The organism is Paraburkholderia terricola, from assembly GCF_900142195.1.
Lineage (GTDB): Bacteria > Pseudomonadota > Gammaproteobacteria > Burkholderiales > Burkholderiaceae > Paraburkholderia > Paraburkholderia terricola.
The window spans coordinates 36,330-60,619 of sequence record NZ_FRAB01000033.1; the positions used below are offsets into that span (position 1 = coordinate 36,330).

The following is a 24,290-nucleotide window of genomic DNA, read 5'->3' on the forward strand; positions in this document are numbered from 1 at the left end:
CTGTAGAGCGACGCAAAACCGGCGCTTTCACCGAACAAAACGCCTTTCACATCCGTAAACAGACTGTCACGCGAGTTTCACGGTCGGTCACGTTACTGTCACAAAGAGACCCTAAGCTTCGCGGTGTTCGTGTTACTCGCTCACACCGCTCACACCTTGGAGGTCTCATGAAATTGATGCAAACCGTGTTCGCTGGCGTCGCTGGCGCGCTTTTCGCGATCGCAGCGCAAGCCGCAGACATCACCGGCGCGGGCAGCACCTTCGCAGCACCGATTTACACGAAATGGGCCGACGCCTACCAGAAGTCCGGCGGCGGTAAGGTTAACTACCAGGGCATCGGTTCGTCGGGCGGCGTGAAGCAGATCGTCGCGAAGACCGTCGACTTCGCCGGTTCGGACGCTCCGCTGAAGGACGAAGAACTCGCCAAGGAAGGCCTGTTCCAGTTCCCGACGGTGGTGGGCGGCGTGGTGCCGGTCGTCAACGTGCCGGGCGTGAAGCCGGCTGAACTGACGCTGTCGGGCGAAGTGCTCGGCGACATCTACCTGGGCAAGATCAAGAAGTGGAACGACCCGGCGATCGTCGCGCTGAACCCGAAGGTCAAGCTGCCGGATACCGACATCGCCGTGGTGCGCCGCGCCGACGGTTCGGGCACCAGCTTCATCTGGACGAACTATCTGTCGAAGGTCAACGCCGACTGGAAGTCGAAGGTCGGTGAAGGTTCGACGGTCAACTGGCCGACGGGCACGGGCGGCAAGGGCAACGACGGCGTCGCCGCCTTCGTGCAACGTCTGCCGGGCGCAATCGGCTATGTGGAATGGGCGTATGCCAAGCAGAACCACATGACGTATGTCGCACTGAAGAATTCGACGGGCACGGTCGTCGAGCCGAAGACGGAAACCTTCAAGGCAGCGGCAGCGGGCGCGGACTGGTCGAAGTCGTTCTACCAGATCCTGACGAACGAGCCGGGCAAGAACGCATGGCCGATCGTCGGCGCGACGTTCGTGCTGGTTCACACGACGCAGGAAAAGGCGCCGCAAGGCTCCGAAACGCTGAAGTTCTTCGACTGGGCATTCAAGAACGGCACGCAAGCCGCCAACGATCTGGACTACATCTCGCTGCCGGAGTCGGTGGTATCGGAAATCCGCACGCAGTGGAAGTCGAAGGTGAAGGACGCCGCGGGCAAGCCGCTCGCGGAGTAATTAAAGCGGTAGGCAGTCGCATCGCGTAACACGTTGGCCGTCCTCGCGCGAGGACGGCCAACGGCATTGACCGGCAACATCGCCGCGCGACAAGTGTCGTACGGCAACTGGAAACAGATCCATCAGGCTCTCATGTCCGATATCCATTTAGCGTCCGGCTCGTCGCGTTCGACCCCGCCCGGCAGCGCGTCGCAGCAGAAAGCGCCCAGCCGCGCCGGCGATATCATTTTCGGCGGCCTCGCACGCCTTGCGGCCATCGTCACGTTGCTGCTGCTCGGCGGCATCATCGTTTCGCTGATCGTCGCCTCGTTGCCCTCGATCAAGCAGTTCGGCCTCGCCTTCCTGTGGACCGCCGAATGGGATCCACCCAGCAAGCAATTCGGCGCACTGGTGCCCATCTACGGCACGGTCGCGACCTCGCTCATTGCACTCATCATCGCGGTGCCGGTCAGCTTCGGCATCGCGCTTTTCCTCACCGAACTCGCGCCCGCGTGGCTGCGCCGGCCGCTCGGCATCGCAATCGAACTGCTCGCCGCGATTCCGTCGATCGTGTACGGCATGTGGGGCCTGCTGGTGTTCGCGCCGATCTTCGCGACGTGGTTCGAGAAGCCGCTCGGCGCGGTGCTCGGCGGTATTCCGGTGGTGGGCGCGTTGTTTCAGGGCGCGCCGATCGGCATCGGCATTCTGTGCGCGGGCGTGATTCTCGCGATCATGATCATTCCGTACATCGCCTCGGTGATGCGCGACGTGTTCGAAGTCACGCCGGTGCTGCTGAAGGAATCGGCGTACGGCATCGGCTGCACGACGTGGGAAGTGATGTGGAAGATCGTGCTGCCCTTCACCAAGAGCGGCGTGATCGGCGGGGTGATGCTCGGCCTCGGCCGCGCGCTCGGCGAGACGATGGCGGTCACCTTCGTGATCGGCAACACCAATCTGCTCGACAACGTCTCGCTGTTTTCGCCGGGCAACAGTATTACCTCGGCGCTCGCCAATGAATTCGCCGAAGCCGATCCTGGCCTGCATACGTCGGCGCTGATGGAGCTCGGCCTGATCCTGTTCGTGATCACCTTCATCGTGCTGGCGATTTCGAAAATGATGCTGCTTCGCCTCGAGAAAGGGGAGGGCGCGAAATGAGCCAGTCCAGTCTGAATATGCCCGGCTCGAACGACGCCGTCGCGCTCGAAGCCATGCGCGTGCGCCTGCAAGGCCGCCGCCGCATGAAGAACGCCGTCGCGCTGACGCTGTCGCTCGCGGCGATGGCGTTCGGCTTGTTGTGGCTCGTGTGGATTCTCTATACGACGTTGCGCCTCGGCATCGGCGGTTTGTCGGTCGAACTGTTCACGCAATCGACGCCGCCGCCGAACACCGATGGCGGCGGGCTCGCCAATGCGATCGTCGGCAGCGTGATGCTGGTTGTGCTCGCGACCTTCGTCGGCACGCCGATCGGCATCCTGGCGGGCGTCTATCTCGCCGAATACGGCCAGAAAGGCTGGCTCGCCAGCGTCACGCGTTTCATCAACGACATTCTGTTGTCGGCGCCGTCGATCGTCGTGGGTCTGTTCGTCTACGCACTCGTGGTCGCGAAGATGGGCCACTTCAGCGGCTGGGCCGGCGTGTTCGCGCTCGCCTTGCTGCAGATTCCCATCGTGATCCGCACGACCGAAAACATGCTGAAGCTGGTGCCGAACGCGCTGCGTGAAGCCGCTTTCGCGCTCGGCACGCCGAAGTGGAAGATGGTGCTGTCGATCACGCTGAAGGCGTCGGTCGCCGGTATCGTCACCGGCGTGCTGCTCGCGATCGCGCGCATCGCCGGCGAAACCGCGCCGCTGCTTTTCACGGCGCTGTCGAACCAGTTCTTCTCGCTCGACATGGGCCAGCCGGTCGCGAATCTGCCGGTCACGATCTACAAGTTTGCGATGAGCCCGTTCGCGCAGTGGCAATCACTCGCGTGGGCCGGCGTCTTCCTGATCACGCTCGCGGTGCTGGGATTGAACATCCTCGCGCGCACGATCTTCTCGAACAAGTAAGGGCGGAGTGTAATCCGATGAATATGGCAGAAACTCAACTCAATCCGATTTCGCGCCCGACCGCGCCCGCCGGTTTCGATCCCGCCCAGAGCGGTCAGGCGCAAGCTCAGTCGCGCCCGAAGATCGAGGTCAACGACCTCAACTTCTTCTACGGCAAGTATCACGCGCTGAAGAACATCAACCTGCGGATTCCCGAAGGCAAGGTGACCGCGTTCATCGGCCCGTCGGGTTGCGGCAAGTCGACCTTGTTGCGCACCTTCAACAAGATGTATGCGCTCTATCCGGAGCAACGCGCCGAAGGCGAGATCCTGATGGACGGCGAGAACCTGCTGACCTCGAAGCGCGATATCTCGCTGCTGCGCGCGCGGATCGGCATGGTGTTCCAGAAGCCGACGCCGTTCCCGATGTCGATCTACGACAACATCGCGTTCGGCGTGAAGATGTTCGAAACGCTGCCGCGCTCGGAGATGGACGACCGCGTGGAATGGGCGCTGACCAAGGCCGCGCTGTGGAACGAAGTGAAGGACAAGCTCGGCCAGAGCGGCTATGGGTTGTCGGGCGGTCAGCAGCAGCGTTTGTGCATCGCGCGCGGTATCGCGATCCGTCCCGAAGTGCTGTTGCTCGACGAACCGTGCTCCGCGCTGGACCCGATTTCGACGGGCCGTATCGAGGAATTGATCGCCGAACTGAAGAGCGATTACACGGTGGTGATCGTCACGCACAACATGCAACAGGCGGCCCGCTGTTCGGACTACACTGCCTATATGTACCTTGGCGAACTGATCGAGTTCGGCGACACCGAAAAGATCTTCATCAAGCCGGTCCGCAAGGAAACCGAGGATTACATCACTGGCCGCTTCGGCTAAGCCGCCGAGCACAATAACGGAGTACGACATGTCCGATAAACACCTGTCCAGCCAGTTCGACGCCGACCTGAATCTGGTTTCCTCGAAGGTGCTCGAAATGGGCGGCCTCGTCGAATCGCAGATCGTCAACGCCATGCGGGCGCTCAACGAATTCGATCTCGACATCGCCGAACAGGTGATCGCCGCCGAAGAGCGCCTGAACACGATGGAAATTGAAATCGACGAGGAGTGCAGCAACATCATCGCGCGCCGTCAGCCGGCCGCGCGCGACCTGCGCCTGTTGATCGCGATTTCCAAGACCATCACGAATCTCGAACGCGCCGGCGACGAAGCCGAAAAAATCGCCAAGCGCACCAAGCGGCTGATGGAAGACGGCGCGTCGCGCACCATCAATATCGCCGAGATCAAACTGTCGGGCGAAATGGCGGTGTCGATTCTGCGCCGCGCGCTGGACGCGTTCGCGCGTCTCGACACGGTGGCCGCCGCGCAGATCGTGCGCGACGACAAGGCGATCGACGAGGAATTCCGCGCGTTCGTTCGCAAGCTGATTTCGTACATGACCGAAGATCCGCGTTCGATTTCGGTGGGCCTTGATTTTCTGTTCATCGCCAAGGCGATCGAACGGATCGGCGACCACTCGAAGAACATCGCCGAATTCATCATCTACATCGTGAAGGGCACCGACGTGCGGCACAAGTCGCGCGACGCGCTCGAACGCGAAGCGCTCAGTTAATCCAGAGATAAGGACCAGAGGTGCCGATGCCCAGCAGCATTCTCGTCATTGAAGATGAGCCCGCCATTTCCGAACTGATTTCGGTGAATCTTCAACACGCCGGACACTGCCCGATTCGCGCGTACAACGCGGAGCAGGCGCAAAACCTGATCAGCGACGTGTTGCCCGATCTCGTCCTGCTCGACTGGATGCTGCCGGGCAAGTCCGGCATTGCGTTCGCGCGCGACCTACGCAGCAACGAGCGCACCAGGCACATTCCGATCATCATGCTGACCGCGCGTGGGGATGAGCAGGACAAGGTGCTCGGCCTCGAAATCGGCGCGGACGACTACGTCACCAAGCCGTTCTCGCCCAAGGAACTGATGGCGCGCATCAAGGCGGTGCTGCGCCGCCGCGCGCCGCAGCTTACCGAGGACGTGGTCGCGATCAACGGCCTGAAGCTCGATCCGGCGACGCATCGCGTGGCCGCGCATGCGGAAGGCAGCGAGATCAAGCTCGACCTCGGTCCGACCGAATTCCGTCTGCTGCACTTCTTCATGACGCATCCGGAGCGCGTGCATAGCCGCACGCAACTGCTCGATCAGGTGTGGGGCGATCATGTATTCGTCGAGGAACGCACGGTGGACGTGCACATCAAGCGCCTGCGCGCGGCGCTCAAGCCGGCCGGGTGCGATGCTATGATCGAGACGGTGCGCGGCAGCGGCTACCGGCTTGCGAAGAGCGCCTGAGCTCGCCGCCCCGGCGCATACGTCCTTCCTCTCGATCGCTAGACCATGAACATCATCTGGGCGCGCTCCATCGTGTCGGTCGTGCTGCTGGCTGTTCTGTGCGTGGTGGTCGGCGCGCTCGTGAGCGTCAAGGCGGCACTCGTCCTCGCGATCGTCTTGCTGCTCGCGCAGAGCTTCTTCAGCACTTTCCACAAGCAGCAGCTCTGGCGCCTGCTCGACGCGCCGGTTTACGGCGAGGTGCCGAGCGCCCCCGGCATCTGGGGCGAAATCTACTACCGTCTGCATAAGCTCGCGAAGCGCTGGCACGCTCAGGTGCGCCAGGTCGAGCAGCAGCATTCGCGTTTCATCCAGGCGATCCAGGCGTCGCCGAACGGTGTCGCGATGCTCGACGATCACGACCAGATCGAATGGTGCAACGCCATCTCCGAACTGCATTTCGGTCTCGACGCGAAGCGCGATCTGCGTCAGCACATCACGCATCTGGTGCGTCAGCCCGATTTCGTCCGCTACCTGAATTCGCATCGCTACGAAGAAATGCTGATCATGCGCGGCATGGGCGACAAGCGCCAGAACGTGCTGTCGGTGCAGGTGTTTCCCTACGGCGAAAACCGCAAGCTGGTGCTGTCGCAAGACATCACCGAACTGGAGCGCACCGACGCCATGCGGCGCGACTTCGTCGCCAACGTCTCGCATGAACTGAAGACGCCGCTCACGGTGCTCTCCGGTTTCCTCGAGACGATGCGCGAATTGCCGCTGAACGAAGCCGAACGCGGGCGTTATCTGGAACTGATGGAGCAGCAGGCCTCGCGCATGCGCCATATCGTCAACGATCTGCTGGTGCTCGCCAAGCTCGAGGGCGACAACAAGCCGCCGAGCGATCAGATGATCGACATGCGCGCGGTGCTGCGGCATCTGAAGCACGATGCGGAAAGCCTGTCGAGCGATCATCACAAGATCGCGTTCGACGTGGACGAGGGCCTCACCGTGACCGGGGTGGAAACGGAAATCCTCAGCGCGCTCGGCAATCTCGTGACGAATGCGATTCGCTACACGCCGGACGGCGGCGCAATCAGGGTGAACTGGCAGGCGAGCGGCGGCGGCGCGGTGTTCTCCGTCACCGATAGCGGCTTGGGCATTCCGGCGGCGGACATTCCGCGGCTGACCGAGCGCTTCTATCGCGTCGATCGCAGCCGCTCACGCGACACGGGCGGCACGGGCCTGGGCCTCGCGATCGTCAAGCACGTGCTGCAACGGCACGATGCACAACTCGAAGTGAAGAGCGAGGAAGGCCGCGGCAGTACCTTCACCGTGCGCTTTCCGACATATCGCACGGCACGCCGGCAACCGGCGCCGGCTTGAGCGGCGCGCGCAGCGGCTGAAAAGACAAGCCCGCCTGGCAAGAACGCAAGGCGGGCTTTATATCGCGTGTGGCCGGCGTGTGGCCGGCGTATGGCCGGTTCACGCTCACCGAAGCGAGCGCCACGACCGTCAGCTCACGGGCAGAACTTCCCCAGCAAACTCATCTGCGCATTGCGCGACGATTTTCCCGGCCGGCGACGCCGATAGTGACCGTCGCTTTGCATCAGCCACGCGGACTGGTTGTCGCCGAGAAACGCCGACAGACCTTCGGCGATCACACGCCGCTTCAGGCGCCGGTTGTTGATCGGAAACGCGACTTCGACACGACGGAAGAAATTGCGGTCCATCCAGTCGGCGCTCGACAGATAAACCTGTTCCTTTCCGCCGTCGTAGAAGTAATAGATACGATGATGTTCGAGAAAGCGCCCGACGATCGAGCGTACCGTGATGTTCTCCGACAGCCCCGGCACGCCCGGCTGCAACGAACACACGCCGCGCACGATCAGATCGATCTTCACGCCCGCCTGTGACGCTTCGTATAGCTCGGCAATCACGGTGGGTTCGAGCAGCGCGTTCATCTTCGCGACGATGCGCGCCTTGTTGCCGGCGCGCGCATGCTCGGCCTCGGCGCGAATCGATTCAACGAGTTTTGGATGCAGCGTGAACGGCGATTGCCACAGTTCGTGCAGCTTCAGTTCGCCGCCAATGCCGGTCAGTTGCTGGAACACGTGGTGCACGTCTTCGCAGATCTTCTGATCGGCGGTCATCAGGCCGAAGTCGGTATAAAGACGCGCGGTGCGCGGATGATAGTTGCCGGTGCCGAGGTGGACGTAGCGCTTCAACGTGGTCTTGCCGCCGGCCGACACGCGCCGCACGATCAGCATCATCTTCGCGTGGCACTTGTGGCCCACCACGCCATACACCACGTGCGCGCCCACCGCTTCGAGCTGCGACGCCCAGTTGATATTGGTTTCCTCGTCGAAGCGAGCGAGCAGTTCGACCACCACCGTCACCTCCTTGCCGTTGCGCGCGGCTTGCATCAGCGCGTCCATGAGCGGCGAGTCGGTGCCGGTGCGATAGATGGTTTGCTTGATCGCCACCACGTTCGGATCTTTTGCCGCCTGCAACAGCAGTTCCAGCACCGGCTGAAAGCTCTCATACGGATGATGCAGCAGCACGTCGCCCTGATCGATCACGTCGAACAGGCTGGTGCTGTTGGCGATCTGCGGCGGAATCGAAGGGATGTGCGGCACGAACTTCAGGTCGGGCCGGTCCACCATCTCCGGCAATTGCATGAGCCGAACGAGATTGACGGGGCCGTCGGCGAAATAGCAATCCTTGGTGGTGAGGCTGCTCTCGTCGAGCAGGCGCCGCACGACGTGCGCGGGCGTTTCCGCCGACACTTCCAACCGCACCGCATTGCCCAGATGGCGCGCGGGCAATTCGCCCTGCAACGCGACGCGCAGATTGGTGATCTCGTCTTCGTCGACGAACAGTTCGCTATTGCGCGTGATGCGAAACTGATTGCAGCTTCGTACCACCAGGTTCGGAAACAGCTCGCCGACAAAGCGCTGCAACAGCGAACTGAGCAGCACGAAACCATGCGGATAGCCCGACAGTTCCTGCGGCATGCGTACGAGCCGCGGCAGCGCGCGCGGCGCTTGCACGATGCCCATCATCGCCTGGCGGCCGAACGCGTCCTTGCCTTCGAGTTCGACGACGAAGTTCAGGCTCTTGTTGAGCACACGCGGAAACGGGTGCGCGGGGTCGAGCCCGATCGGCGTGAGCACCGGCAGCAGTTCATTGAAGAAATAGTCGCGCGCCCATTCGGTCTGCGCTTCGTTCCATGCTTCGGTGCCGTGAAAGTAGATGCCTTCCGCTTCGAGCGCGGTCAGCACCGTATCGTGCAGCATGGTGTATTGGCGATGCACGAGCTTCTGCGCGCGCTCGACCACGAGGTCGTAGACGTGCTGCAGCGACATGCCGTCCGGCGACAACGCGCCGGGGTTGTCGCGCATCTGTTCCTGCAGTCCGGCCATGCGGACTTCGAAAAATTCGTCGAGATTGCTACTGGTGATGCAAATGAAGCGCAGGCGTTCGAGCAAAGGAACGGCGGGGTCGGCTGCTTGCGCCAACACACGCTCGTTGAAACCCAGAATGCCCAGTTCGCGATTCAATAACGGGTAGCGGATGGACATCGGCAGCGAGAATGGAGGATCAGGTAGAGACGCGAAAAGACGCTCGGAAATTCTCACAGTATGATGACAAGGTTATGACATTCTCGATGTTATAAATTCTACGCCGTATTCGCCGCGTGTCGTCAATATGACGCAGTGCATATGGGACCATGGGGCACCCCCATTGCTGCGAGGTGACATCGTGAGGCCCCGTACGCTTAGAATGGCGTCTTTGAACAGCGCGGCCGGCCACAAGACGCCCAAAGCGCCGGGTGAGCATCCGGTGTCTTCCGCATCCACCGCCGCCGCGCTCGCGCGCATGGAGTCCGCTTACCCGATGGTCAATACGCCACAACTCCTCGCCGCCGTCGACCTCGGCTCCAACAGCTTCCGTCTGATCGTGGGCCGGGTCGAGGAAACCGACGCGGGCAGCCAGATCTATCAGGTCGACGCATTGCGTGAGCCGGTGCGTCTTGCCGCCGGTTTATCGCGCGACAAGATGCTCGATCGCGCCTCGCAAGTGCGCGGCTGGGACGCGCTCAAGCGGTTCGGCGAGCGGCTGCGCGACTTTCATCCCGACCACGTTCGCGCGGTCGCCACCAATACGCTGCGCATCGCCAAGAACGCGGGCGAATTTCTCGGTGAGGCGCAAGCCGCGCTCGGCTTCCCGATCGAGGTGATCGCCGGGCGCGAGGAAGCCCGCCTGATCTATGCGGGCGCCGCGCACTCGGTGCCCGCCAGCGCCGGCAAGCGACTCGTGGTCGACATCGGCGGCGGCTCGACGGAATTCATCATCGGTTCGCATTACACGCCGATCAAGATGGAGAGCCTGTACATCGGCTGCGTGAGCCATAGCCGGACGTTCTTCCCGGCAGGCAATGTCGACGAATACACGATGCGCCAGGCCGAACTCGCCGCGGGCCGCGAAATCCAGATCATTTCCGCCGAATACAAGAAAACCGGTTGGGAGCAGGCGATCGGTTCGTCCGGCACCGCGCGCGCGTTGGCCGAACTGGTCGAGGCCAACGGCTTCAACGATCCGGGCGTCACCCACGGCATTTCGCGCGGCGGGCTGGAGCGGCTCAAGCGCGCGTTGATCAAGGCGGAGAACGTCAATCGTTTGAAGCTCGTCGCGTTGAAGAGCGATCGCGTGCCGGTGCTGGCCGGCGGCCTGTCGATCATGATCGCGGTGTTCGACGAACTCGGCGTCGATTACGTCGATACGACAGACGGCGCACTGCGTCTCGGCGTGCTGTATGACCTGCTGGGCCGTTCGCAGCACGAAGACATGCGCACGGTCACGGTGGAGGGCTTCATGCGCCGCTATGGCGTGGATCGTGCGCAGGCCGGGCGTATCGGCGAACTCGCAGTGCGCTTTTACGACCAGTTCGCGGAGCCGGACGAGGAGCGCCGGCTGGAAAACCGCATGTTCCTCGGTTGGGCGGCGGCGCTGCATGAAATCGGGCTATCGATTTCGCACAGCGCGTATCACAAGCATTCGGCCTATATCGCCAGCAACGCGGACATGCCGGGTTTTTCACGCACCGACCAGGCGCGGCTCGCCGCGCTCGTGCTCGGTCACGCGGGCAAGCTCGGCAAGCTCTCGCAAACGCGTGAAGTGGAATGGCCGCTGCTCTTCTGTCTGCGGCTCGCGGCGCTGTTGTGCCGCCGCCGTGCGGATGTCGGCTTGCCGAATATCGCGGTTGCGCAGGCCAACGGCGGCTATGAGGTGCGTCTGCCGAACGAATGGGTGGCGAACAATCCGCTGACCGACTACAGCCTGATCCAGGAAGCCGCGGAATGGGAGAAGGTTGGCATCCCGTATCGGGTGGTTTATACCGACGATTGAAGCGCGTCTCATCGTCGGTGAAAAGAGAAAAGCCCGGTCATTGCCGGGCTTTTCTTTTGAACATCGCCGCTGCTCAGCGCGGCATCGCATCGCCGAGGAAGTGGCGGGCGTAACGCGCATTGATGTCGGACAGACGGAACAGCGTCAGGAAGTCCGCGGTGTTGAAGTCGGGATCCCATGCGGGCGCGCCGCAAATCTTCGCGCCCAGACGCAGATAACCCTTCACGAGCGGCGGCGGCGCGACATCGGCGCCCGTTTGCAATTCGTCCACGGGCAACGGCGTGTGCGGGAACGCGCGATATTCCGGCGCCGTCATGGCGTTATCGCGCAGCGAGCAATACAGATTCGCCGCGTAGTGGCCGCCGTCGACCATCGCGACGCTCGCGCAGCCGAGCATCGTTTCGTAGCCGTTGTGTTTCATGTACCCGGCGAGCCCGGCCCATAGCGACATGATCACCGAGCCGCTGCGATAGTCGGGATGCACGCATGAGCGGCCCACTTCGACCATCTTCGCGCGCAGGTGCGTGAGACGCGACACGTCGAATTCGCTTTCCGCATACAGGCGCCCGATGCGTGCCGCCTGGTGTGGCGGCAACGCGCGATACGTGCCGACCACTTTCAGCGTGTCGAGATCGCGCACCAGCAGATGATCGCAGTAGTTGTCGAATGCATCGACGTCGAGACCCGTGGGGCCCGTCAGGCGCGCGCCCATTTCGTCGGCGAAAACGCGGTAGCGCAGACGCTGCGCCTCGCGCAGTTCTTCATCCGTGCGGGCCCACGTGACTTGCAGGCGATGCTGGGCGGTGACCGTCTCTTCGGCGCGCGGCAGACGACGCAACTCGAAGATCGAAGCGAGGGGCAGGGTAGGCGTCGGCAGTTCTCGCATGGGGCGTCCTGGTCGAAAAAAGGGAGAATTCTTTTTTCGCCAATGTAGTAACGCCCGGTGACGCTCGCATGGCAAAGCCGTGACGATTGGATGACTGCCCGTCAGCATGAGGAGCTTGCGGCTCGCCATGCCGCGCTTTCGCAAGCGGGTTTTGCGCTGGCGGCACGCGTTGTTGCGCGGGCTTTGAACGCCGCGTTGCCTAGATCAGATCGGGACTGATCGCGGCGCGCAGCACGGCCTGTTCATCACCGTCGCGTTCACGGCTCGCGATCCACCATACGCCGGCTTTTTTCAGTGGCCAGCTTGCCTCGCTGTCGCCGACGAGCCGCGCGGCGACGTGGCCGAGCGTGGGTTGATGGCCGACCACCACCACCGTTTGCGCGATGCCCTTGGGCCAGCCGGCCGCCTCAAGCACGTCATTGGCGCTGGCGTTGGGCGCGAGTTCGCGCATCACGCGATACTGGTCGCTCAACGTCTCGGCGGTTTGAATGGTGCGTACGGCCGGACTCGCGAGGACCACGGCGTCGTCGGGCAGCCGCGCGCGCAGCCATTTGGCGACGTTTTGCGCCTGCTTGCGGCCCCGGGTAGTGAGCGCCCGGGACAGATCGCTGGCGGCAAAGTCTTCGGCTTCGGCGTGACGCCAGAGAATCAGGTCCATGCATGTCTCCTTGATTCTGGTTGCTGGGGTTTGCTACGGTTGGCGGCCAGGGTGGCTGCGCGGGTTTTTGCCCGTTTTCACTCACTGTCGCATGCGGCATTGTGAGTCCGCAAGTCGATGCCCTCATCGATTCCTAAGTGAAACGCCCGCTAGCAAATGCAACGCCCAAAAGCAAAAACCCGCGAAGCCGGAGGCGACGCGGGTTTCGTATTGCTTTTCGTGGTCGGAGCGAAAGGATTCGAACCTTCGACCCTCTGATCCCAAATCAGATGCGCTACCAGGCTGCGCTACGCTCCGACGAATCCGAGATTCTATCTGGCATTGGGTGCCAGAGTCAATCACGAATTGCGCCGGCGCGAAAAGGCAGCGCGCGGCCATGCTTCTATAGCCGCCCCATCACGAGCAATGCGATCACGATGATCAAGACGACGCCGATCACGCCGGTCGGCGCATAGCCCCAACCGCTGCTGTACGGCCAACTCGGCAATGCGCCAATCAGCAGAAGGATGAGCACGATAAGCAGTATGGTTCCGATGGTCATTCGAGTTCTCCTGTCCGGCCCTCAGAGGCTGGGCCACATGGTCTGATGGTCGGCGCATGCACGCCGGGACGATCGGCGCGCGGCATGCGCGCCTTCAGGTGTGAGTGAGCAAGGCACGTGCCTATCGGGGAACAAGGCGGGCAGGGCAAGCCGCCGGGCGTGTGGGTGCGCGTTGTGGGGCGACGGTGTTTTCATGTCACTGCAGGCAGGAAAAACTTGCGCGCGCGGCGCCTGTATTCGGGGCGGTGTTTGATGGGCGACGGCGTGCATGCAAGGCGTTGCAGCCGGGGCGGGCCGATAACGATCGTAGCCGGCGCGCGGTAGCCGTGGCGACACAGTCGTCGTAGTGGTCAAAAGAATCGACGTGCGCGAGCGCCGCGCCGTCGGGTGCGGTTCCCGCTTGGCCCGGGAGTCGCTACCGCGTTGTCAACCGAATCCACGAAAAGGCCGAACGAGCGCGAGTACCCTGTTCAGTGCCGGCGACGCATCCAGTGCGGCATATGCATGTGCTGATGGGTGACCCAGTGATGCAGCATGCCTTCGCCGTGGTGCTCGCGCTTGTATTCCCGCGATTCGAAAATCGACAGCGCCAGCAGCACGAGCAGACCTATTGCGAGCCCGACCAGACCTGCGATCGATTCAGCGTCCATGGCAGTCTCCTATGACGTGCGCCTGTGACATCAATAGTAGGTCACGCCCGGCGATTTGGGAGCCGAAGAGCGCTTGCCGCAATACGGGAAACCGAAATCCGTCGCGGTGTGTCCAGGCGTCTTTCAGGGATGTACCTCGCTTATCGCGGCGCCGGGGAATGGGCTTTGCGGGTAGACTCTCGGCGCCTGGTTGCAAGCGCGTCTGGTTTGCGCTCGCTGCCGCTACTTCATTCTGTTCCGGGAGAGATTGGTGTCCATGATTCGCGTCCCATTGGTTGTGCTGCTGCTGGTCGCTGGCCTCGCCGGCTGTGCGAGCGGTCCCGGCCGTCACGGCGGTCCGCCGCCGCAAGATCCCGCCGACTATCACGGGGTGCCCACCGATAATCGGCCGCCCTCGATGGTGCCCGCGCCGGTCTCGCCTTGAGCGTCGACTGAAGATCAAAGCGAAAGCGCCGACGCACGCGCGCTCACAGTTACGCATGCAGTTCGCACGGAGCGCGCGGGCTGCGGTCATTCCAGAGCCCATCTCATGCGCGACACGCATGCGCCTGTTTCAAGCCATCACCGCGCCGCGGCCGGAATGCATGAGATCGTTGCGCGTCATGCCTTGACGGCAGGCGCAAAGCACCGCCTCGCGTCAGATTCGCGTTGCAACAAAGGCATGCCACTCGGACGCACAATCGACGGCTAGCCGTTCGCACCCGCCATGCCGCGCACGATGCCCGGCAGGTAGCGCGCGAGCGTCACGCCCCGCGCGGCCATGAAGATCAGCATCGCGGCCCACAAACCGTGATTGGCGAAGAGCGCCAGCAACAGCCACGACGCCGCCACGAACACCGCGAACGACACCACCATCGACATCATCAGTTCGCGCGTTCGCGTCGCGCCGATGAACACGCCGTCGAGCACGAAGCCCCACACCGACACCACGGGCGACAACGCGGCCCAAGGCAGATACGTTTCAGCGGCGGCGCGCACCGCGGCCTGATCGGTCAGTCGCTCGACGATCCATGCGCCCGCGCCCCAATACACGAGCGAGAAACCCAGCGCGCCGAGCGCGGACCACAGCGCCGTCACGCTAATGGCCTGTCTGAAGCCGTGGCGGTCGCGCGCGCCGATCGCCGCGCCGACGAGCGCTTCGGCGGCGTGCGCGAAGCCGTCGAGTCCGTAGGCCATGAAGGTTTGAAAATTCAGCAGCAGCGCGTTGGCGGCGAGGATGGCGTCGCCCTGGCTCGCGCCGAGATGCGCGAACCAGCCAAACGACAGAAGCAGGCACAGCGTGCGGACGAAGATGTCGCGATTGAGCACCACCAGACGCCTGAGCGCCGCCGCGTCGAGCAAGGCCGCGCGGTTCAGCGCGGGCAAACCGCGCGGCCGGCCGCGCCACAGCAGCGCGGCGCCGAGCACGAAGCCGAGCGCGTCGGCCGTGGCGGTCGCGGCGCCGATGCCGGCCACGCCCCAGTCGAAGCCATGCACATACAGCAGTACCGCCACGATGTTCACGCTGTTGATGAACACTTGCGAGAGCAGCGCGAGTCGCACTTGCTGCGTGCCGAGCAGCCAGCCGAGCACGACGTAATTGCCGAGCGCGAGCGGGGCCGCCCAGATGCGCGCGTGGCAGTAGATGCGCGCTTGATGCTGCACGGCCTCGCTGCCGCCGATCGCGCGCAACGTGTACTCGATCAGCGGCATTTGCAGCGCCAGCACCGCCGCGCCGATGGCGGCTGCGAGCAGCAGCGCGCGCACGACGTCGTTGCGCAGCCCGGCCTCGTCGCGCGCACCATGCGCTTGCGCGACGAGGCCCGTGGTCCCCATGCGCAAAAAGCCGAAGCCCCAGAACACGAAGTTGAAAAAGACGCCGCCGAGCGCCACGCCGCCGAGATACGACGCGCCGTCGAGATGGCCGGCGACGGCGGTGTCGACCGCGCCGAGAATCGGCTGCGTCAGATTGGCGAGGACGATGGGAAACGCCAGCGTCAGCACCCGGCGATGCCAGTGCGCGGGCACTGCGGGCATGGCAGCGCCCGCGCCGTCTCGCAAGGCGGCTTCCTTCGGGCCGTGCGCGGGTTCGCTCAACCGCGTTCCTGCACGCACACCCAAGGAGAGACGACCACCGCCCACAGATCGGGATCGCGCGCGGCGAAATCCGCGGCGGTTTCCGCCTGCACGCGTTCGACGAGGCCGGCGGACAGCCATTGCGTGACCTGCGTGGTGTCGTCGCTGGCGATGGCTTCGGCGACGCTGACCAGATCGAGGTCGCGTGCGACGCGCAGCAGCATGCCGCGCGCGAAAAAGCGTTCGAGTTCGGGCCAGCCGATCTTGGCGGTTTCGGCGAGCAGTTTCGCGTACAGCGGGCTGTGGGTGGCGTCGTTGGAAGTCATCGTTCGCGCGTTTTTGACGGGCCGTCACTATAAACCATTGGCGCGGACCGCCAGGGCGGCGCGCATTCCGGTAGGCTTTGGGTCTTGCGAAATTCTGATTCTGAACCCTCATGTCACTCGATTCAACGGCGCCGGCTGCGGGCGCGCAAGCTCATCAAGTGCTCGGCGCCACGCTTGCGCGGGCCGACGTGGAGCGCCTCATCGCGGCGAATCGCGCGAGCGATAGCGAGCCGCCCCGGCAGCCGCTTCATTTCGCCGACTGCGATTTCGAAGGCGCCGATCTGTCGCGGCTCGATCTGCGCGGCGCCGAATTTCATCGCTGCACGATTGTGGAGACCTCGTTTTTCGGCGCGACGCTCTCGCAGACGCGCTGGGTCCGTTGTCGCGGGCGCGAGGCGGATTTCGCGTCCGCCGACCTGGTCGACGCGGCGTTCCAGTCGAGCGATCTGAACAACACCAGTTGGCGGCGCGCCAAGCTCGCGTCGGTGTCGTTTCACGGCTGCAAGCTGACGGGCGCGAATTTCGAGGCTTGCGCCGCGCTTGGCTTGAGCTTCGTCGAGAGCTTGCTGGTGGGCGCGCATTTGCGCGGCCTGTCGTTTCGCAAGGCCACGCTCCAGCAACTCGATTTCTCGGATGCCGATCTCGCCGGCGTCGATTTCCGTGAGGCGATCTTCGAGGGCGGCAGCCTGAAGGACGCGCATCTGAAGGGCGCACGCTTCGACGGCGCCGATTTGCGCGAAGCCGATTTGAGCGGCGTGCGGCTTGTCGATGCGGCGCTCTTCAAGGGCGCGACGATTTCGCATCATCAAGCTGCGGTGCTCGTCACCGAGCTCGGTTTGCGAGTCATGTGAGCCGGAGTTTTAGCCGGCCGGGCGAGACCAATGGCCGGTTCGAATCGACGGGCGACGCGCATATCATTCCATTGGTAGAATGAATAATGGTTTGATTTTAAAACTTCGCAATTTGTATGTTATTGCCAGATTTTAATTATTTCGCCATTCGCGAATTTTTCCCGTGACGAAATTCCCTCGATTTATTCGTACGGATCAACGCGGATTAAATGCCCGCGTTGGTGTGTTTGCGCACCAAGTCTGAGCGGCGCGAAATGCGCCACGATTATGCCGGGTGCGCCTCGCCAAAATCGGTTTTTTAGTCTTTCTTCAGGGTTTTTGAACGCGCTTTGGGTATAAGCCTGGGTGCCCCGTCTGTCGGGCGATGCACGGATTTTCTTCGGCGCGATTAATCGCTTTGCCTGACGAAATGGTGCGTGGATTGAGCGTGGTTATTGCCGACGTTTCTGGTTCACATAATGCGGAATCCGTACGCCGCATCACATTGCATGAGAAATTAATATATTGCGCTTGTAAAAGCGAGTTGTTAGATTTCGTTCTGGCGCATGGTGAACCGGTCCTTTGCCGATATGCGCCGAACCCCCGTTAGCCCGGCCTCGTGCCGGGCTTTTTTTTGCTCCGATTCACACGCCGTCGATCGTGAAAGTGACATCCCTTTTTGTCGCTCACGATGTGCTTGATTTTTTTTGGCGCCTCTCCAAGGGCGTCGTCGCGCGTGCGGTTGGATTTCGCTGCGGCCTCCGCCCGCGCTCGCGAAGGCGGCGGAGGCGCTAATGCCTGCCGGTTCTGGCGAGTCTGCTGCCAGTGCCAGCGGTGCCGCTTGTTGCGGGCCGGGCCGTCATTGTTTGCAGCGAATCACCATCGACCGGTTCTTCACATTCGCGCCGAAAATCCCGCCGACCGAGCCGCCGGAAGTGCCGCCGCTGTCGACGTCTTTTGAAACGACGTCGTAGCCGTAATTGCCGCAGACTTCGCCGGCGCGCTTGTAGCACTCGCCCCAACTGGAACTGGCGTCGCTGCCGCTGCAGTTGATTGCAAAGCCGGTTTCGCCGCTAGGCAGGTACGTCATGGTGGTGGTGCTGGAGCAGCCGCCGAGGCCGCCGAGCGTCAGCAGGCCAAGACCGATCGCCGCCGCGGTCGCGACGGACGCAAATGCGCTCTTCATGACAGATTCCTCACAGATGACGGGAAAGACGTGGCGCACGGCCACGTCGCGTGTCGGAAAGAGCGTAGCACGCGAGGTTCCCTCGACCGCGGACGCAGGGCGCGTGCCAGCGCTTCAGACCTATCTGGGCGGCAGTGCCTTCGACGGATCGATCGAGCGGCCCTGATAGCGCAACTCGAAGTGCAGCATGACACGATCGGTATCGGTGTTGCCCACCTCGGCGATCTTTTCGCCGCGCGCGACCGATTGGCCTTCCTTCACCAGCAGCACGCGGTTGTGCGCATAAGCGGTCAGGTACTCGGCATTGTGTTTGAGGATCAGCAGATTGCCGTAACCGCGCAAACCGTTGCCCGCATACACGACCGTGCCGGCCGCCGCGGCGACCACCGGTGTGCCCGCGGCCGCCGAAATATCGATGCCCTTGGAATTGGCGCCGTCGAAGCGCCGGATCACGGTGCCGTCGGCCGGCCAGATCAGCGAAATCGCGGAAGCCGGCGCGGACGACGGCGCGCTGTCCTCCGAGGCCGGCGCCGGGCGCGGCGACGCCGAAGCGCTCGCGCCGCCGTTACTGCGTGTCGCGCCGCTCGTCGATGCTCCGCCTGGCGGCACGACGCGCAGCACCTGGCCGACCTCGATGCTGTCCGGGTTGGTCAGATTGTTCCAGCGCACGATGCTTTGCACCGATTGCCGGTTGCTGCGCGCGATTTTCGACAGCGTATCGCCCCGTTCGACCCGATAGAAGCCTGGCGCCACCGGCGCCGACCCGCACGCGACGAGCAGCGCCACCAACGACGCGCAGGCGAGCCGTTTGATCATTCTTGTTGTTCCCCGCATTGGACCTCGCAAAGCGCTGCCGCGCGCCGATCCCGATCACGCGGCAGGTGGATGCAAAGCGTCCGATTCTAACGGTTTTGCGTTGCAACACGCGAAAAACGGGCAGCGACAAGACCACGCGCGGCATGAAACGCGGCGCAACGCGGCCCCATCCACCGCGCGTCGCTCGACGTGAAAGCCGCCATCAGCGCAGCTTGCCGACGTTGATACGCAGCGTGGCCGCCTCGGTTTGTCCCGGTTCGAGCCAGCGCAAACCCATGCCGTTGTGGATCGCGTCCGGCAGTCCCAGCCACGGCTCGACGCAGTAGAAGTCGGAATCAGCGGCTTCGGTCCACGTGGTGACGGCGTACCAGGGCACCGAGTCCGGCCGCTGCAGATCGATGGTGACGAGCCGGTTGAGCCTAGGCGCGATGAGCCGCACCGGTTGATCCGGTTCGCCGACGAGGCAATGGAACCGGTCATGAATGCGCGCCTCGTCGAGCGTGTAGCGCGCTTCGCCCGGCTCGGCGGCGCTGATCGAACCGTCGTCCTGCTGATGGCGGCGTTCGGTGCGCGGCAGTTCCAGCGAGGTCTCGCCGCGCTGCGCGTGCGGCAGCGTGAAGTAGAAGTGATGGCCGGCGTAGTAGGGCAGCCGCGCGTCGCCGGTGTTGGCGGTGCGCAGCGTGACTTCGAGCGTGGCTGCGTCGATCAGGGTGTAGACCGCCTCGAACCGGAAGCCGAACGGATAGAAGACGCGCGTCGCGGCGTTGTCGGTCAGCACCATGCGCAGGCCGGCGCCATGAACGTCGGCATGGGCGTCGAACGGCAGGTCGCGCGCGAAGCCGTGCATCGGCAACTCGCGCACCGCGCCCGCGGCGTCGCGCCAATAGCCGATCTTGCCGTCGACACGATGGCGGCCGAGAAACGGAAACAGCAGTGGATTGCCGCCACGGATCCGCGCGGGCTGACTCCAGTCGGCGTGCTCGGGCCAATGAATCACGGCCTCGCCGTCGATCGTCCACGACAACAGACGGCCGCCGGCTTGCGGCGCGAAGCGGAGCACGGAGGCGTCCTGGGCGATTTCGAGAATGTCCTGTTGCGGGGAAAGGGGCATGGTCGATGGGCTGGTTGGTCAGGTTGAGTGAAGGTTGGCAGACGCATCCGACGCATACCTCACGAACGTGCCGGACGCCCGACAACGCCGAATATGTGCGTTGTCAGACGAAGATTTTGCGCCGCTTTGTGCTACGGGGAAACCCTTCTGGGGAAATTGCGGGTGTCGCACAAGGGGCTTCCTTGCAGATAATCCGTCTCACTGCCCGGTGATCAGAACACCGGGCGAGACCGGCTCAGGAGGGCGTGATGGATCTCGCAATGGCAATGGGTGTCGCACTGTTCGGCATGTTCGCAGCAAGCACGGTCTACTTTTTCTACCAGCTCGAGCGCTGATCCCACCTTTCGTTTCGCCTGCCGGCCCGCCACTGCGCACTGGCGTGAAGCCGGTCGCTTGAAGCTCACGAATTTCTCATGATGACAGGGTCGCCGTTCGCGGCGGCCCGTTTCTTTTTCCGGCGCGTAACAACGGTTTCCAGTTGTGACGCAGCGCATCAATATTTCCCCGATCGAGGCTCAAACGCTTGGCGCTGACATTGCAGCCAGGCATAATCGACGCGCTTTTGACGCGCCGGTCACTCCCTTGCGGCGCGCTGTTCCCCGACACTTTCCTTACAAGGACCGCCGCGTGAACCTGTCGTTTCTGATCTTTCTGAGCGTGCTGCAAGGCGTCACCGAACTGTTTCCCGTGAGCAGTCTCGGTCATACGCTGCTGGTGCCCGCATTGTTCGACATGCATATCGACAAGCACGCGCCGCAGTTGCTGCCGTTTCTCGTCGCGTTGCACCTCGGCACCGCGTTCGCGCTGCTGTGGTACTTCCGCGAGCGCTGGTGCGCGCTGGTGCGCGGCTTCTTCGCCTCGCTCGGCGGCCGCCGCAATGACGACGCGCACATGATGTGGGCGCTCATCATCGGCACGATTCCGGCGGGTATCGTCGGACTGCTGCTCGAGAAGCGGCTCGAACTGATTTTTCACGACCTGCGCATCGTCGCGATCGCGCTGATCGTCAACGGCGTGCTGCTGTGGTTCGGCGACCGCCTGCAACGCTCGCGCGCGCATCAGCCGCCGGAGAAGATGACGTTCCGCCAGGCGTTTCTCGTCGGGCTGGCTCAGGTCGGCGCGCTGATTCCAGGTTTTTCGCGCAGTGGTCTGACGATGATCGCCGGCAATGCGGCCGGCTTGACCACCGAGAAGGCCGCCGAGTTCTCGTTTCTGCTCGGCACGCCGATCATTTTCGCGGCGGGCCTGCTCGAATTGCCGAAGCTCTTTCATGCGCCCGGTCAACTGGCGGACGCCCTGCTGGGCGGCGTGCTTACCGCGATCGCCGCGTATCTGAGCGTGCGTTTCCTGATGCGCTATTTCGAAGGTCGCGGACGTCTGGCTTCGTTCGGCGTGTACTGCGTGATCGCGGGGATCGTGTTTCTCGGCTGGTTCCTGTTGCATCCGCAACCGGTCTGATCGCGTTCGAGGTCCGCCCTCGTTGCGCGCCCGCGTGCTGGCGGGCAAGGAGCGATCGGTTATAATCCGGGCCCGGCTCAACCCGCCGGGCCTGTTTGTTTTCCGACGTGGCTATGACGAATGCCGACGACCCCGCGGAGCGAGATTTCCAGTCTCCGCGCCGGTCAGTTAGAATTTCGGTATGCCACGACCGTGTGTGGCGCGATCCCACACAATTCCAATTCCCGATCGCGGGTTCTCATTGCGGGTGATGCACGTTGTACGCCGTAGCCTGGCGTAGCATCGCCTCTCCTCATTACGGCAGTAGCTCAGCTGGATAGAGCATCGGCCTTCTAAGCCGAGGGTGGTGGGTTCGAGTCCCTCCTGCCGTACTTCAAATCTTGCGCGCATTGCCTCTCAAGCTACCGGCTGCACGTCGATCGAATCGACCCGCTCGGGATAGAACGCGAGATGCCGCGCGATCTCCTTCACGGCCGCATAAGGCGACTCGTACGTCCATACCGCATTCACCGCGCGCTCTCCGCCGATCGCAATGCTGTAGTAAGCGCAATCGCCTTTGTAGGGACAATAAGTTGCGTGATCGGTGCGCTCGAGCAGCGCCATGTCGACATCGTCGCGCGGAATGTAATACACCGCCGGATACGACGCTTCACGCAGCGCCAGCGCTTTGTTCGTATCCGCGATCACGCGGCCGGCCACGGTCACGATGACGCGCGCGTTGGCCGGTTCGACGGTGATCGGATGGTCGGGGCCGGGGATCTTGATGGTTTTTTCAGTCATGCTGTCGGGCTCCTGGAAGAGTGGACCAAGCTGCGACGCATTGCCGGGAATTCAGCGCCGCCGCCGCTCGCGACGACACGATGATCGCGCCTTCGGTCGAAGCATACGCTGTATTGCAAGCCCCGTTGTGTCGCCACGCGAGCACGTCGGCGAGCGGGCGTGACGACGTCGCCGGTGCGCGCGCCGAAAACAAAAAAGGGCAGCCGGAGCTACCCCGTCAAAGCCTCGTCACGAGGCCGACTGTTGCTTACTGTCGGTGGCCGCACGCCGGATTGCCGAGCGCTTTCGTTGGACGTTCATTGCTGAACGTCCGACGCCGGCGCGAGTGGAGGGGACGCGAACCCCCACACCCCTCGTGCTGTTACGCCACTCATTGCCGGATGTTCAAAGCCGCGGTGAGGTCGCCCATCGGCTTGCCACCGTTGCTCGCGAGCGCCGCGTCGCGCGCGGCGATGCCCGGCAGCGTCGGCAGCGAGAAGCGGTGCGTGATGAAGCGCAGGATCGATGTGGTGTCGTACTGCGTGTGATCGACGTAGCCCTTCTTCGCGTACGGCGAGATGATCAACGCCGGAATACGCGTGCTCGGGCCCCAGCGGTCGGCCTTCGGCGGCGCGACGTGATCCCAGAAGCCGCCGTTTTCATCGTATGTCACCACCACCAGCATGTTGTTCCACTGTGGGCTCTTCTGCAGGTGCGAGATCACATCGGCGATGTGCTGGTCGCCCGAGGCGACGTCCGTGTAGCCGGGGTGCTCGTTCAGGTTGCCTTGCGGCTTGTAGAACGTCACTTGCGGCAGCGTTCCGTTATCGATCGCCTTGATGAACTCCGAGCCGGCGAGGCCGCCGTCGAGCAGATGCTGCGCGCGGTTCGCGGTGCCCGGCGCCAGGTCGGCGAAATAATTGAACGGCTGATGATGCGGCTGGAAGTTCGGCGCCGACAGATTCGCGCCGTAGATCACGTTCGACGTGCCGGTTTGCGCCGCCGACAACGCCGCGCCCCACGCGCCGCCATACCACGCCCACGATACCTTGGCGTTGTTCAGCAGATCGCCGATGTGCTGCTGCGTTTGCGCCGGCAGCGTGGTGGCCGCGGCCGGATCGGCGAGGTTCGCGTCGCCGCCCGCGGCCGCCTTGTTGCCGCTCGGTTGATACGGCGGCTGCATCGTGTTGATCGCGTAGAAGTCGGGCGTCAGGTTGCCCGACAGCACGTATTTCGGCGGCCCGCTCAACGCCGAGGCGGGCGAGTTGCTCGCGAGCTTCAGCGTGACGCCGTCGCTTTCCACCGCGGAAATCGAAGCCGCCGCCGGGCTCTTGTCCGCATTCGGATAGACCGGCGTGCATGCGCACACCAGCCACTGGTGATTCAGGAACGAGCCGCCGAACGCGCCCATGAAGAAGTTGTCGGCCAGCGTGTACTGCTGTGCGATCTTCCACAGCGGCAGCTTGTCGGCGTCGAGCGTGTAGTGGCCCATCACGAGGCCGCCCGAATCGGCCCACGCGGCGAACTTGTCGTTCTTGCCGCCGTCGATCTGCATCTGGTTTTCGTAGAAGCGGTGATACAGGTCGCGCGTGGTCGCGGTGATCGGCGTGTTGAAGCCCTTCGGGTCGTCGATCGCGAACGGGCTGTTCGGCAGATTGGCCGTCATCGCCTGCGTGACCACCGGCGTCACGCCGGTTTGCGTCAGGCCGTTCCAGACTTGCGGCAGCGTCGCGAGCGGCGTGCCGTCACGGTCCACCTGCGTCGCGCTCGACACGTTCTGCAGACCGTTCGCGCCGGGGAAGTTGCCGTACAGGTTGTCGAAGCTGCGGTTCTCCGCGTAAATCACCACGACCGTCTTGATCGATGTGATGTCCGGCTGCGTGATCTCATTGCCGCCGCACGCATACAGGCTCAACGCTGCTGCGATCGCCAGGGGCGCCGCGCAGATCAATTTCTTGTTCATAAGATGTGGGTTCTCTCTCGCGTTGGGGACGGGCCGCGTGATGCCTTGCATGGATGGCCGTCCGGGAAAGTTTCGCAAGGAAAGTTGACAGCACGATGTGTTTCGCCTTACGA

General features: G+C 63.3%; 23 protein-coding genes and 2 tRNA genes. 12 read left to right on the plus strand and 13 right to left on the minus strand.

What is annotated here, in order from left to right:
- Positions 1-167 precede the first annotated feature (167 nt).
- The 7 genes from pstS (at position 168) to phoR (ending at position 6,912) form a co-directional block, all read left to right on the plus strand.
- A complete protein-coding gene (pstS, locus tag BUE39_RS23910) occupies positions 168-1,199 on the plus strand; it encodes a phosphate ABC transporter substrate-binding protein PstS (protein WP_073431193.1) in 1,032 nt (343 codons plus the stop codon).
- A gap of 132 nt (positions 1,200-1,331) precedes the next feature.
- Positions 1,332-2,333 carry a phosphate ABC transporter permease PstC gene (pstC, locus tag BUE39_RS23915; RefSeq protein ID WP_073431228.1) on the plus strand — a complete coding sequence of 334 codons (1,002 nt, stop codon included), beginning with the start codon at positions 1,332-1,334 and terminating at the stop codon, positions 2,331-2,333.
- Positions 2,330-3,226: a phosphate ABC transporter permease PstA gene (pstA, locus tag BUE39_RS23920; protein WP_073431194.1), complete on the plus strand. Its 897-nt coding sequence runs from the start codon at positions 2,330-2,332 to the stop codon at positions 3,224-3,226. The genes pstC and pstA overlap by 4 nt, the downstream gene beginning before the upstream one ends.
- A gap of 17 nt (positions 3,227-3,243) precedes the next feature.
- The gene (pstB, locus tag BUE39_RS23925) at positions 3,244-4,092 is read left to right on the plus strand and encodes a phosphate ABC transporter ATP-binding protein PstB (protein ID WP_073431195.1); all 849 of its coding nucleotides are present in this window, start codon (positions 3,244-3,246) and stop codon (positions 4,090-4,092) included.
- A gap of 28 nt (positions 4,093-4,120) precedes the next feature.
- Positions 4,121-4,825, plus strand: a complete 705-nt coding sequence (phoU, locus tag BUE39_RS23930) for a phosphate signaling complex protein PhoU (RefSeq protein ID WP_073431196.1) — start codon at positions 4,121-4,123, stop codon at positions 4,823-4,825.
- Positions 4,826-4,851: 26 nt separating this feature from the next.
- The gene (gene phoB, locus BUE39_RS23935) at positions 4,852-5,553 is read left to right on the plus strand and encodes a phosphate regulon transcriptional regulator PhoB (RefSeq protein ID WP_073431197.1); all 702 of its coding nucleotides are present in this window, start codon (positions 4,852-4,854) and stop codon (positions 5,551-5,553) included.
- Between the two features lie 45 nt (positions 5,554-5,598).
- Positions 5,599-6,912, plus strand: coding sequence for a phosphate regulon sensor histidine kinase PhoR (gene phoR, locus BUE39_RS23940; protein ID WP_073431198.1), 1,314 nt, complete (start codon positions 5,599-5,601; stop codon positions 6,910-6,912).
- A 134-nt stretch (positions 6,913-7,046) separates the two neighbouring features.
- Here phoR and ppk1 read toward each other — a convergent pair whose 3' ends face one another.
- Positions 7,047-9,110: a polyphosphate kinase 1 gene (gene ppk1 / locus BUE39_RS23945; protein ID WP_073431199.1), complete on the minus strand. Its 2,064-nt coding sequence runs from the start codon at positions 9,108-9,110 to the stop codon at positions 7,047-7,049.
- A gap of 202 nt (positions 9,111-9,312) precedes the next feature.
- Between ppk1 and ppx the strand changes: the two genes are divergently transcribed.
- A complete protein-coding gene (gene ppx, locus BUE39_RS23950) occupies positions 9,313-10,938 on the plus strand; it encodes an exopolyphosphatase (protein ID WP_073431200.1) in 1,626 nt (541 codons plus the stop codon).
- A gap of 73 nt (positions 10,939-11,011) precedes the next feature.
- Here the strand turns inward: ppx and BUE39_RS23955 are convergent, their stop codons facing one another.
- From BUE39_RS23955 to BUE39_RS23975, 5 genes are all read right to left on the minus strand, one after another.
- Positions 11,012-11,824, minus strand: a complete 813-nt coding sequence (locus tag BUE39_RS23955; RefSeq protein WP_073431201.1) for a GNAT family N-acetyltransferase — start codon at positions 11,822-11,824, stop codon at positions 11,012-11,014.
- A 199-nt stretch (positions 11,825-12,023) separates the two neighbouring features.
- A complete protein-coding gene (gene sixA / locus BUE39_RS23960) occupies positions 12,024-12,482 on the minus strand; it encodes a phosphohistidine phosphatase SixA (RefSeq protein WP_073431202.1) in 459 nt (152 codons plus the stop codon).
- Positions 12,483-12,702: 220 nt separating this feature from the next.
- Positions 12,703-12,779, minus strand: a tRNA-Pro gene (locus tag BUE39_RS23965).
- Between the two features lie 85 nt (positions 12,780-12,864).
- On the minus strand, positions 12,865-13,023 hold the full coding sequence (locus BUE39_RS23970) for a DUF3309 family protein (protein WP_073431203.1): 159 nt from the start codon (positions 13,021-13,023) through the stop codon (positions 12,865-12,867).
- A 470-nt stretch (positions 13,024-13,493) separates the two neighbouring features.
- Positions 13,494-13,673: a hypothetical protein gene (locus BUE39_RS23975; RefSeq protein WP_073431204.1), complete on the minus strand. Its 180-nt coding sequence runs from the start codon at positions 13,671-13,673 to the stop codon at positions 13,494-13,496.
- A gap of 250 nt (positions 13,674-13,923) precedes the next feature.
- On the opposite strand from BUE39_RS23975, the gene BUE39_RS34935 reads away from it, so the two are divergent.
- Positions 13,924-14,097, plus strand: coding sequence for a hypothetical protein (locus tag BUE39_RS34935; RefSeq protein ID WP_159442590.1), 174 nt, complete (start codon positions 13,924-13,926; stop codon positions 14,095-14,097).
- 263 nt (positions 14,098-14,360) lie between these two features.
- Here BUE39_RS34935 and BUE39_RS23980 read toward each other — a convergent pair whose 3' ends face one another.
- Positions 14,361-15,689 (minus strand): MATE family efflux transporter, encoded by a 1,329-nt coding sequence (locus BUE39_RS23980; RefSeq protein ID WP_073431229.1) that lies wholly within the window; start codon positions 15,687-15,689, stop codon positions 14,361-14,363.
- A gap of 56 nt (positions 15,690-15,745) precedes the next feature.
- A complete protein-coding gene (locus tag BUE39_RS23985) occupies positions 15,746-16,054 on the minus strand; it encodes a DUF2288 domain-containing protein (RefSeq protein ID WP_073431205.1) in 309 nt (102 codons plus the stop codon).
- 110 nt (positions 16,055-16,164) lie between these two features.
- Here BUE39_RS23985 and BUE39_RS23990 point away from each other — a divergent pair, with 110 nt between their 5' ends.
- On the plus strand, positions 16,165-16,905 hold the full coding sequence (locus tag BUE39_RS23990) for a pentapeptide repeat-containing protein (protein WP_073431206.1): 741 nt from the start codon (positions 16,165-16,167) through the stop codon (positions 16,903-16,905).
- A gap of 838 nt (positions 16,906-17,743) precedes the next feature.
- On the opposite strand, the gene BUE39_RS23995 is transcribed toward BUE39_RS23990, so the two are convergent.
- The 3 genes from BUE39_RS23995 to BUE39_RS24005 all read right to left on the minus strand — a co-directional run bounded on the left by BUE39_RS23995 (position 17,744) and on the right by BUE39_RS24005 (position 19,997).
- Positions 17,744-18,070 (minus strand): hypothetical protein, encoded by a 327-nt coding sequence (locus tag BUE39_RS23995; RefSeq protein ID WP_073431207.1) that lies wholly within the window; start codon positions 18,068-18,070, stop codon positions 17,744-17,746.
- Between the two features lie 120 nt (positions 18,071-18,190).
- Positions 18,191-18,904, minus strand: a complete 714-nt coding sequence (locus BUE39_RS24000) for a peptidoglycan DD-metalloendopeptidase family protein (RefSeq protein WP_073431208.1) — start codon at positions 18,902-18,904, stop codon at positions 18,191-18,193.
- Positions 18,905-19,088: 184 nt separating this feature from the next.
- Positions 19,089-19,997, minus strand: coding sequence for an aldose epimerase family protein (locus BUE39_RS24005; protein WP_073431209.1), 909 nt, complete (start codon positions 19,995-19,997; stop codon positions 19,089-19,091).
- Between the two features lie 627 nt (positions 19,998-20,624).
- Here BUE39_RS24005 and BUE39_RS24010 point away from each other — a divergent pair.
- Both BUE39_RS24010 and BUE39_RS24015 read left to right on the plus strand, forming a co-directional pair.
- Positions 20,625-21,455, plus strand: a complete 831-nt coding sequence (locus tag BUE39_RS24010; protein ID WP_073431210.1) for an undecaprenyl-diphosphate phosphatase — start codon at positions 20,625-20,627, stop codon at positions 21,453-21,455.
- A 297-nt stretch (positions 21,456-21,752) separates the two neighbouring features.
- Positions 21,753-21,826: transfer RNA gene (locus BUE39_RS24015), tRNA-Arg, on the plus strand.
- A 25-nt stretch (positions 21,827-21,851) separates the two neighbouring features.
- Here the strand turns inward: BUE39_RS24015 and BUE39_RS24020 are convergent.
- Together BUE39_RS24020 and BUE39_RS24025 are read right to left on the minus strand one after the other, a co-directional pair.
- On the minus strand, positions 21,852-22,235 hold the full coding sequence (locus BUE39_RS24020) for a DUF427 domain-containing protein (RefSeq protein ID WP_073431211.1): 384 nt from the start codon (positions 22,233-22,235) through the stop codon (positions 21,852-21,854).
- Positions 22,236-22,605: 370 nt separating this feature from the next.
- Positions 22,606-24,177 (minus strand): acid phosphatase, encoded by a 1,572-nt coding sequence (locus BUE39_RS24025; RefSeq protein ID WP_073431212.1) that lies wholly within the window; start codon positions 24,175-24,177, stop codon positions 22,606-22,608.
- Positions 24,178-24,290: the final 113 nt, after the last annotated feature.

Bases quoted from the DNA above. Each gene is read 5' to 3' on its own strand.
- BUE39_RS24025 (WP_073431212.1), bottom strand. From the start codon at position 24,177: ATGAACAAGAAATTGATCTGCGCGGCGCCCCTGGCGATCGCAGCAGCG.
- phoB (WP_073431197.1), top strand. From the start codon at position 4,852: ATGCCCAGCAGCATTCTCGTCATTGAAGATGAGCCCGCCATTTCCGAA.
- BUE39_RS23985 (WP_073431205.1), bottom strand. From the start codon at position 16,054: ATGACTTCCAACGACGCCACCCACAGCCCGCTGTACGCGAAACTGCTC.
- pstC (WP_073431228.1), top strand. From the start codon at position 1,332: ATGTCCGATATCCATTTAGCGTCCGGCTCGTCGCGTTCGACCCCGCCC.
- phoU (WP_073431196.1), top strand. From the start codon at position 4,121: ATGTCCGATAAACACCTGTCCAGCCAGTTCGACGCCGACCTGAATCTG.
- ppx (WP_073431200.1), top strand. From the start codon at position 9,313: ATGGCGTCTTTGAACAGCGCGGCCGGCCACAAGACGCCCAAAGCGCCG.
- ppk1 (WP_073431199.1), bottom strand. From the start codon at position 9,110: ATGTCCATCCGCTACCCGTTATTGAATCGCGAACTGGGCATTCTGGGT.
- phoR (WP_073431198.1), top strand. From the start codon at position 5,599: ATGAACATCATCTGGGCGCGCTCCATCGTGTCGGTCGTGCTGCTGGCT.
- BUE39_RS23990 (WP_073431206.1), top strand. From the start codon at position 16,165: ATGTCACTCGATTCAACGGCGCCGGCTGCGGGCGCGCAAGCTCATCAA.
- sixA (WP_073431202.1), bottom strand. From the start codon at position 12,482: ATGGACCTGATTCTCTGGCGTCACGCCGAAGCCGAAGACTTTGCCGCC.
- BUE39_RS24005 (WP_073431209.1), bottom strand. From the start codon at position 19,997: ATGCCCCTTTCCCCGCAACAGGACATTCTCGAAATCGCCCAGGACGCC.
- pstB (WP_073431195.1), top strand. From the start codon at position 3,244: ATGAATATGGCAGAAACTCAACTCAATCCGATTTCGCGCCCGACCGCG.
- pstA (WP_073431194.1), top strand. From the start codon at position 2,330: ATGAGCCAGTCCAGTCTGAATATGCCCGGCTCGAACGACGCCGTCGCG.
- BUE39_RS23955 (WP_073431201.1), bottom strand. From the start codon at position 11,824: ATGCGAGAACTGCCGACGCCTACCCTGCCCCTCGCTTCGATCTTCGAG.
- BUE39_RS23995 (WP_073431207.1), bottom strand. From the start codon at position 18,070: ATGAAGAGCGCATTTGCGTCCGTCGCGACCGCGGCGGCGATCGGTCTT.
- BUE39_RS23980 (WP_073431229.1), bottom strand. From the start codon at position 15,689: ATGCCCGCAGTGCCCGCGCACTGGCATCGCCGGGTGCTGACGCTGGCG.
- BUE39_RS23970 (WP_073431203.1), bottom strand. From the start codon at position 13,023: ATGACCATCGGAACCATACTGCTTATCGTGCTCATCCTTCTGCTGATT.
- BUE39_RS24000 (WP_073431208.1), bottom strand. From the start codon at position 18,904: ATGCGGGGAACAACAAGAATGATCAAACGGCTCGCCTGCGCGTCGTTG.
- BUE39_RS23975 (WP_073431204.1), bottom strand. From the start codon at position 13,673: ATGGACGCTGAATCGATCGCAGGTCTGGTCGGGCTCGCAATAGGTCTG.
- pstS (WP_073431193.1), top strand. From the start codon at position 168: ATGAAATTGATGCAAACCGTGTTCGCTGGCGTCGCTGGCGCGCTTTTC.
- BUE39_RS24020 (WP_073431211.1), bottom strand. From the start codon at position 22,235: ATGACTGAAAAAACCATCAAGATCCCCGGCCCCGACCATCCGATCACC.